We start from the raw sequence: 9052 nt of genomic DNA on the forward strand, positions 1-9052 counted from the left end.
AACATCAATCTGAACCAGAGATGGCCTCCTTCGGTGCATGGCTGGCATCAAGCGAGGCCGTAACAACGGCAGTCCCGACAACCACGGCAGCGATCGCATAGAAGACGGCATTCACCGAGACAATATCGTGGAGGGTCCCTGCTATGATTGGTGCTAGAACGGAGCCGGGCTTCCAGAGGAGACTCCGTAGCGACAGGGAGGTAACAGCCCGAGAGGCCGTCCCTGCCTCGGTGAATAAGGCGACGCTTGCAGGCACCCGACAGGCATCGGCGAGTCCGAACAGAAATGCACAGGCAGTGAGGGCTGTGACTGACTGGGCGAACGGAATGAGTAATGCGGCGGTGGCATAACTGAGCGCAGCGGCACCGAGTAGTGGTCGCCGGCCGGCCCGGTCGGCCAGTGCGCCGGCATATCCTTGGCAGATAGTCCGTGCTACCCTGGGAGCGGTGAGGATGATACCGACCGACAACGGTGATACCGACACTGCAAGGTAGGCGTAAATAGGGAGATATACTCTGACGGCAGTCTTGGCGAAGCTGAAACCGACGCGAAAAGCAGCGACTCCGTGTATCGCAGGGTGGCCAATGAGTCGTCGGTAGGCAGCGGGGCCTCCAGCGGGATCGAAGTCATCGACGCCGAGGTCGGTTCTAGTCAACGCCCAGGCGCTGACCAGACTCATTCCAGCGAGTAGAAGATAACCGGGGGCAAACCCTGCTATCTCGTAAATCGCCCCCGCACTTGCAGTACCGAGGCCACCGGCGAGTGCACCGACTTGGTTGAACACACCTACCTGTCGGCCACGGTTGTCTGCTACGGCCCGGCCTGAGACCGCAGCAGTCCCAAGCACGAACAGCACGCTGATCGTAGCGCCTTGAGCAACCCGTGCCGCGATCAACGTCAGTTCATCGGTAACAAATACGAACCCGAGGTAAGTTGCCACACTCGCACATGCGGCCCCTACAAGCAGGCGTTTTATTTCGTCGCCGCTCACCCACGCCCCCAGTGCTACCGTTGTCACGGTTTGTGAGACCGCGAAACCCGTGGTGAACATCCCGATCCAGAGTCCAGTCGCATCGAATGCTGCCGCGTAGAACGACAGATAGGTTGCTGTTAGCGCGTATCCATAAGCACGAATAACTGATGTTGCTGACAGCGCCGCAAACGCAGGGCTAGGTCGACGGGTGAGTAGCGGCATACCTAATCTCTTGTCTACTGAGTGTTATTATATTAGGTATGCCTAAAAATGAAAACTCTTATTTTAGGTTGGCCTAGAAGTCTGCTCTGATGACACGATTGTTGAGCGGTGGAGCAGTCGAGGAGCAGCCTCCGGTGGGACACGGAGAATTGACCGACCACGAGCGAACGGGGCTCGCGAGCGCATTCCGATACGCACGCCGCCACGATTTGGCCTCGCCACCGGATGAGGCATATCGACGTGCGGTCACCGCTGCACGGTGGGGAATACTTGCCCGATTGGTTGGGGGACTCGCTCGCGACCGCCCAGATCCACTTCCGGACCCGCACGTCGTCGACGCGACAGATCTGGAGTTACCGGATAACAGCAACGATCCACTCGCATCACTCGATAGTGCCTCTCTTAAAGCCCGACTTCCCGATATCGAAAGCGCAGATAGTACTCTCCTCCTCCCATTTCCTGCCTCGGAGGCTGTTATCGCAGTACCAGTCGCTGAGATTCGGGCCTTTGAGCGATACGCGTTCGTCTCACCGGCTATAAACTGTCAAATAGAGGCGACGGAGCCAATCGGGTCACCGGAATCACTCGTGGGCTTTCTTGAACGCGAACAGGTATTCGATGACCCCAGCGCGCCCGAACGGTTCCGGAAGGAGCTCGGGGAAAGCGTGGCGAACCTTGCGCTTGCGCAGCTGGCTCGGCGGGTCCAGTGGTCAGATCGGTCGACAGCACCAACACCGACCGAGTCGAGTGATTTACAGAAGACGGACGCCTCCGCATCATTTGACGGATTAGTTACTGGGGGACACCCCCTCCATCCTGGAGCGAAGATCAGGCACGGGATGTCACCGATCGAGACGTTTTCGTTTGCTCCGGAATTCGCTGACTCGATTCCATTGCGGTTCGCAGCGATCCACTGTGACCGTGCCTTGGAGCAGTACTGCAATGGACAGTCGCTGACTGATCGTCTCTATGCGACTTTCCCCGGGCTTCGGAGCGCCGTTGAGACGGCCCTCCCGTCAGGGCAATCTGTCACAGAATACCCCGTCGTGCCCATCCACCCGTGGCAGTTCCGGCACGTCTTGCCTGAGCGTTACACCGAAGAGCGGGCGGTGGGGACTGTCGTCCCAGTTCCATCGTATACGGTCCCCGCAATCCCGTTGCTATCTCTCCGGACAGTCGTTCCGTCGCCAGAGGCGACAACAACCGACCGGCCGTCACATCTCAAGCTCGCCATCGGTGTCCAGATGACCAACGCAGTCCGGACCCTGTCGCCGCATGCTGTGACGAACGGACCACAGTTGAGCGGGAGATTGGCTACAATATGTGAATCCCTGTCTGTCGAGGGATTTGGCGTACTGGCTGAGCCGGCCGCGACCTGCTATCATCCGCCAGACGGGCCTCATCTCGAGGGATCGGACTACGACGATGCTCGCCACCTTTCAGCGCTCGCTCGTCAGCATCCCGCAACTCATCCTATTGTCAAGGAGAGCCAGCATACGGTGACGGCGGCAAGTCTCCTGTCACGGTCTCCCCCTGGGTATCAGTCAGTACTTAGTGCCACGATCGACGTTTTCGCGGAGCGTCTGTCGGCCACTGATCGATCAACTGTCGTTGAGTCGTTCCTTGCGGCGTATCTCGATGCGGTCATTCCCGGTCCTCTCTCGCTCCTCGTTGATCACGGAATCGCGCTTGAGGCCCACCTCCAGAATACGTACGTAGTGTTTGATGAGGGTCAGCCGACGGGTGCACTCGTCGGTGACTTCGGCGGCATTCGTATCCACGAAGGTCGTTTCGGCGGAGCTGACCTATCACCGTATCCTGAATCCGATGTGATCACCACCGACGCAGGCACGGCTCGTGAGAAGCTCTGGTACGCGCTGTTCCAGAACCACATCGGTGAACTGATTGGACGGCTCACTGTGACTGAACCAATTACGGCCACAGATTGTTGGGACTTGGTCAGGCAGCGCTGTGAAGAGACGTTCGACGCGCTTGCAAGCAGTGATACAGTGCCGGATGGGCGTGTGTCTACCGACCGCTCGTCGCTGTTTGATGATCGGATGGTCCACAAGGCGCTGACGGCGATGCGACTCCGAGACGCTGTCCACGACTACAGCCGAACAACTGTCTCTAACCCCCTTGCAGCCCGTGGTCGTTCAGGGATGTGGGGGGAGTGAGAATGTCGGTATTCGATCCTGCCGACGGCAGACGCCTCAATCTATCTGAAGCTGAACGTCGTCTCGCGAATGCCGTTCCGCTACTTGCACAGGGTGATGGGAGATGTCTGTTCGACAGCTACAGTGCGGCGATCCGACCCGCGCGGCGGGCGATACTACACCGCCTACTCGCTGGGGTGGTTCGTGAGAACATAGGTGGTTTGGCAGAAGAGGCAACGACGTTCCCTCTGTCCGAGCCTGACCAGTCAACTGTCGTCCCACCCGGTTTGTCGGCCCCAACGGTTGCCGACCGACTCCGACCACTCCCACCCACCGCCGAGCGCGCACTTGTACTGCCGCTCCCGTCGATAGACACAACCCTCGCAGTACCTATCGAGGCGATGCGGGCGTACCGCCGGCCCGATCCAGTAGGTGACGTGGTTCGATGTGACGTGGACACAACACGTCGGCTCATGCGGCCCAAGACCGTGCTGCAGACATTGTGGACGGCGGGCCGACTTAATGGCGCAACCCATGATGACGTCGAGCGACTGGCCAAGGAGTTCGCCGACAGTGCGGCCAACCTCGCATTGTCGTACACACAACGAAACCAACGTGAATTGTCGGTCCGCCAGCAGGCCTCTGACGCTGATTGGGATTCCGATACTGCGTTCTTGCGTGCAGCAACTGATCCCCTTTTGCGCTCGGAACGCTTGATAACCGAGGGCCATCCACTCCATCCGGGGGCGAAACTTCGACGAGGATTTTGCTCGTCGGAAGTCGTTTCGTACGCTTCAGAATACGATGGTGTTCCTGAGATCAGGTTCGTAGCAGTCACAAACGAATACTCAAGCGGTGCAACTACTGAGGGCGGCCTCACGCTTTCAGAACGGCTCTACGAGTTAGTCCCAGGTCTTCGTGATGCTGTCGCTGACGCGGTAACAGATGCTGGGCACGACCCCGAATCGATGACAGTTCTCCCGGTCCACCCCTGGCAATACCGCCACGAACTCCCGGAACGGTACGGTCGCGAGCTCGACCGTGATGTGATAGTTGCTATCCCAGATTGCGCTCTGCCTGCAGCGGCGACCGTCTCACTTCGGACGCTCGTTCCACAGGGAACCAAACGCTCTACACCTCCCCATCTGAAGCTCTCGCTTGGTATCCAGACGACGTCTTCCATTCGGACAATTACGCCACAGACAGTTCACAACGGTCCACGGATCACTGACGTTCTCGATAGGGTGTTAGATGATGGTCAGTTCAAATCGCTCCGTGGACTGCCTGAAACCGCCGGGGCGTGCTTCCACGACCCCGGCGGTCCACATACTGATGGCCAGAGCCACGACCGGGCCAAACACCTCTCGGCGCTGGTGCGTCACAATCCTCTCAAGTATGTCGATGGTGGGAAACTTCCGGTGACGGGAGCAGCGCTGCTGGCCCGTGGTCCGCTTGAAGACCGGCCGCTAATCGATGTCCTAGCTCCAGACGGCGGGCCTGACATGACGGCGTCCTTCCTTCGAAGATATGCTGAAACGATCGTTCCAGATGCGCTTCGATTGCTGGTGGCCTATGGTATCGGATTGGAAGCACACCTCCAGAACTGTATTATCGCCTTCGATGATGGCTTCCCCGATGAAGTGTTTATCCGTGATTATGGTGGCCTCCGAATCTGTCGGGATCGTCTCGCTGCGGCGTCTCACAGCATCAGCCTATACCCGGGATCAGTAACAGTCTCGGATGAGATGAAACCGGCCTACGATAAACTGACCTATGCGCTCTTTCAGAACCACCTCGCGGAAGTCATCCGTTTCCTTGTCCGGCAAGGTACCATCTCGGAGCCACGCTGCTGGGAGATCGTCTCTGCCGTTGTCGGTGAAACGCTTGAGAATCTGCGTTATGATGGTATTCCGTCGACCTGGGTTGATGATGCGGCAGAAGTCCTGTTCGAGTCGACGTGGGAATACAAGTGTCTGACTCGAATGCGTCTCACGGATAAGTCCCACAGCTATGTCCATGAATCGGTTCCGAATCCATTGTCGCGCTCATCGGAGTAGTTTAGATTGGTGTCAGCCGCCAAACCCTCGATATCGGAACATAGGCTGCCAGTAGTGGTCAACTTAGGCAACGTCGAACCGCCATCACCAGCCGTGACCAAATGCTTGTCATCACATGCACCGGCTTGGGGGCTAATCGCCAGCAAAAGTGTTCAGGATGCTCCAATGTGATAGTCGAGCTGTGTGAACATGAGATACCCAAAAATTTGCTCTCACACGTCTACGATCTCATCCTTGAAGTGAAGCTATTTTTATTAATACAGTTAGAAGATTCAATGCAGGCTGTGTAGGGCTGGATTACAATCCAAAAAATTACACTTGTCGATAGCTATTGACTTCTGTGAGACAAATTCTAATTCTTGTTCTGGTTGGTTTGCTTGCAATAGCAGGTTGTGTTGATATGCTAAATGTAGACCAGCAAACTTCTGATGTAACCACATCGACTGAAGTGCTGGCAACAAGTTCTCCAGATGGCGACCCTATGGGATACCTACACATCACCGTTCCAGAAACAGTTCCTGAGAGTGTGGCGGTCATTAATCATGACCGAATTGAATCCCAGATCATTTGTGAAGGGGTACACAATATCGGAAATTCGACCGAGTATAGACAAAATCTAACGGAACAACAATATAACCGAACGCGCCAGACACTTTCCAAACATGGGTATCATTCGCCCAGCAAACCTGATTTCTCTGCTGGATGGTTCATTGAATATGAAAATGAAACATACAATGTCAATGTAATTGTGTATGGGGAGCTTGTATAAGTTGGTTGACTTGAGTATCATACATTCAAGTCGAGTATCTATTGGCTCAAACGGAGTAAAACGTGCCGAACAGTCGACGCCGAGCTCGGCACTCGTGCTCAACCCGTTTTATAACATTGGACCCGACTGAGCCCAAGTTGCGGTGACATCACTTCCGTTCCTCTAACACCAACTCTGCCAGTCGATCTGGCTGTTCAGTACCCAATCGAAGTAGTACGTCAACCCAGCCAGCGCCGTCGACAGCGGTACTGGCTGACCTGGCCGCCGAGACGACCCAGCGTCTTGAACTATCGGCCGGCGAGACGTGAATCGGCACTGAACCAACGCTGTTGGACGCGGTGGCACGTGTCCTGCCGCTACCGACGCCGCTGTCTGCCAGCTGCAGGAACTGGGAACGACCTCCTGTTTCCAGGAGTGTAGTGAGTAGTCGTGACACGAACGGAGCGACCACAGCGATTCCCCAGTTCACAACGGGTGTGACGCTGAAAGTCAGATGGATGTGGTGTGGTTCTCGTCACCCATTTGGGTTAGCGACAGTGTTCGAGTTGCCCCAGATATCAATATCAGACGGTCGGTGCGATAATAAAAATGTACCACCGGTGTGTCGGTCTTCGTTCAGATACGACTCGCTCTGTTGAAATCCTGTTTTCAGATAGCTCTTCGCGTGACCCAACTGTGAGATAGATTATGCATATTGTTCAGCTAATTCAGTAAAATGTGTCTGGATGGAGTGAGACCTCAATGTTGGCTACAACTCTGTAAAAAAGACGGCGATATCATTCAGTGCGAGGACTGATACCCAGAGTAGCCTCCCCTAATGTGTAGAACAGAAAACACATATCAGAACTGTGTCCACTACCTGTATCTTGCAAATAAAGGACTCAACAACGTCATTCGCCCGAGCACGTTTGGCACTCGGACTCGGGATCATCCTCGGGATTGCATATTTTGTATATCGGCTTACTATCACTCCCGATCAGTTTGGAACTGACTTTGAAATCTATCGGGCCGCCGCTGTGGATCTACATTCAGGGAAGGTTATCTACGGTCGTTCCCCTGTCGGCGTCCCAAATCTCACGTACCGATACCCGATCATACTGTTGGTCCCGTTCTCACTGTATCTCTTGGTTTCACCTGTTACCGGTTTTGCTATCCATGTTGCCGGAACAATTCTGGTCAGCATCTTACTTGGACTCGCCATCGCAAGGGCAACTGAATCATACGGGCTGCGGCTGTCGAATTATGATCGTGTCCTGATTTGTGGGTTTATTATAATCAGTCCAATTAGCGCGCCCTCGTTGGTAACTGGTAATATTAACCACCATATCGCATTGGCGCTGGGAATCGGACTAATATGGCTGGAACAGGATCGGCAACAACGCGCTGGTGTTGCGCTTGGATTAGCAGCACTTCCAAAGGTTTTCCCTGCTGCCATCGGATTCTGGATAGTCTGGCGACGGAAGTGGTGTGCCAGTTTGGTTGCTATATTCACTGGAACCGGAGCGCTTGCCGCTGGTGCCGTACTTTTTGGTTTAACCCGTACGCAGAGCTATTTTGTTGAAGAACTTCTCCCACGAGGGACTGCGAACGCTGTTTCGGGTGGCCTCTCATCGTCAAGTCTATACGTCACACTTCAGCGCCCCCTTTCGGTTATTTTCACCGACATAAGTGGAACGGCTCTGGCAGGGCTCTCATTGATACTAGTCGCCCCAGTAGTGGCCTACGTATATCTACATAGTGACGGTCGTATTCAACGGCTCGTTGCGCTCCTCTTGACGCTGTGTGGAATTTTGCTAGTGATCCCCTCGTATACTATGTATTTTTCTCTCGTTTTTTATCCACTAATACCGCTATTATATCTTCTCTCAGGATGGCCCGGTAGGATCTTCACCGGGGGTGTGATTTTCATGCAACTCACGTTGAAACTCCATGATGCGACTATGCTAGTTCGCATGCTCAACTTACCTGTCTGGGGTACTGAAACGCTGGTCGTTAGCCTTCGAACCTTCTATACGCTATGCACGCCCGTCCTGTTGGGAACCGCTGCTGTTCTCATAGCTGGCATTTGGCAGGTCTACGCACAACATCCTGAAAAGTAGATAGCACAGTTTCCAGCATCGTTTCTATCGATTCAGCAGGTGGGGACACGTCGGGACGGTCTTTCCAGAGCCTGCTCTTGGTCGATGGCACTGAGTAGCGTCGCGACGTGGAACAGTCGTCGTTAGAACGCAGTATCGTCAACAGCAACCCCGTCGAAGCGGTCGATCTGTTTCTGGACTGACTGCCGGCAGTCCTCGATATATTCCGGAGCTGGGTCGGGTTCGTTCCGTGTCCGCCGGAGATATTCAAGTTCGATGGTTAGATGCTCGTATTCCGAGGTGTCGTGGCCGTCCCACCATGAGGAAAAATGGAGGTCCCTGACGAGGAGGTTCTCTTCGTCGTCCCAGCCGCGATAGTGATATCCGCATTGTTCCATTTATTTTGACTCTTGTGGTACAATAGAAACTCGTGTTCTAGTATGTACGACATATGTCCTATGTGGTGCTTGAACACGGCGGGTCCAAGACCGTCCATTTATATACTCCCCGCCCATCGGATGTAATGCGAAGGTCGCGCCGGGCAGCGTTCCCGGAACGGCACCCCAACGCCACCCTCGTGGTGGGTTGGGTCACTCGCTTAGAACGCGAGGCCATCGAGGCTCCGTGTTCGTGTATGAGGATTCCACCCCTGCGGTCCGCCGTCAAGATGGAATCTGATGTGAGCCCACGGACCCATGCAGTAGTTAACATTGGTGTAGGAACCAGTGTGTTAGCTTCCGACGGAGTGCAACCACTTCCGCCGCTGATGTATATCAGCACATTCCGGTTGATCCTGC

At 55.0% G+C, this 9052-nt stretch carries 6 protein-coding genes; 4 read left to right on the plus strand and 2 right to left on the minus strand.

Annotated features, from left to right (window positions below; all coding sequences use genetic code 11):
- Positions 1-4 precede the first annotated feature (4 nt).
- Positions 5-1195 (minus strand): MFS transporter, encoded by a 1191-nt coding sequence (locus IEY38_RS17115; protein ID WP_188979764.1) that lies wholly within the window; start codon positions 1193-1195, stop codon positions 5-7.
- A gap of 89 nt (positions 1196-1284) precedes the next feature.
- Here IEY38_RS17115 and IEY38_RS17120 point away from each other — a divergent pair, with 89 nt between their 5' ends.
- From IEY38_RS17120 to IEY38_RS17135, 4 genes are all read left to right on the plus strand, one after another.
- On the plus strand, positions 1285-3372 hold the full coding sequence (locus tag IEY38_RS17120) for an IucA/IucC family protein (protein ID WP_229775361.1): 2088 nt from the start codon (positions 1285-1287) through the stop codon (positions 3370-3372).
- A 200-nt stretch (positions 3373-3572) separates the two neighbouring features.
- Positions 3573-5408, plus strand: coding sequence for an IucA/IucC family protein (locus IEY38_RS17125; RefSeq protein WP_229775362.1), 1836 nt, complete (start codon positions 3573-3575; stop codon positions 5406-5408).
- A gap of 340 nt (positions 5409-5748) precedes the next feature.
- A complete protein-coding gene (locus IEY38_RS17130) occupies positions 5749-6177 on the plus strand; it encodes a hypothetical protein (protein WP_188979766.1) in 429 nt (142 codons plus the stop codon).
- A gap of 908 nt (positions 6178-7085) precedes the next feature.
- On the plus strand, positions 7086-8276 hold the full coding sequence (locus IEY38_RS17135; RefSeq protein WP_188979768.1) for a glycosyltransferase family 87 protein: 1191 nt from the start codon (positions 7086-7088) through the stop codon (positions 8274-8276).
- 122 nt (positions 8277-8398) lie between these two features.
- Here the strand turns inward: IEY38_RS17135 and IEY38_RS17140 are convergent, their stop codons facing one another.
- Complete coding sequence (locus IEY38_RS17140; RefSeq protein WP_229775363.1) at positions 8399-8653, minus strand: hypothetical protein; 255 nt, start codon at positions 8651-8653, stop codon at positions 8399-8401.
- Positions 8654-9052 lie beyond the last annotated feature (399 nt).

This window comes from Haloarcula sebkhae (assembly GCF_014647415.1).
In the GTDB taxonomy this organism is placed as follows: Archaea; Halobacteriota; Halobacteria; order Halobacteriales; family Haloarculaceae; genus Haloarcula; species Haloarcula sebkhae.

Bases quoted from the DNA above. Each gene is read 5' to 3' on its own strand.
- IEY38_RS17115 (WP_188979764.1), bottom strand. From the start codon at position 1,195: ATGCCGCTACTCACCCGTCGACCTAGCCCTGCGTTTGCGGCGCTGTCA.
- IEY38_RS17120 (WP_229775361.1), top strand. From the start codon at position 1,285: ATGACACGATTGTTGAGCGGTGGAGCAGTCGAGGAGCAGCCTCCGGTG.
- IEY38_RS17140 (WP_229775363.1), bottom strand. From the start codon at position 8,653: ATGGAACAATGCGGATATCACTATCGCGGCTGGGACGACGAAGAGAAC.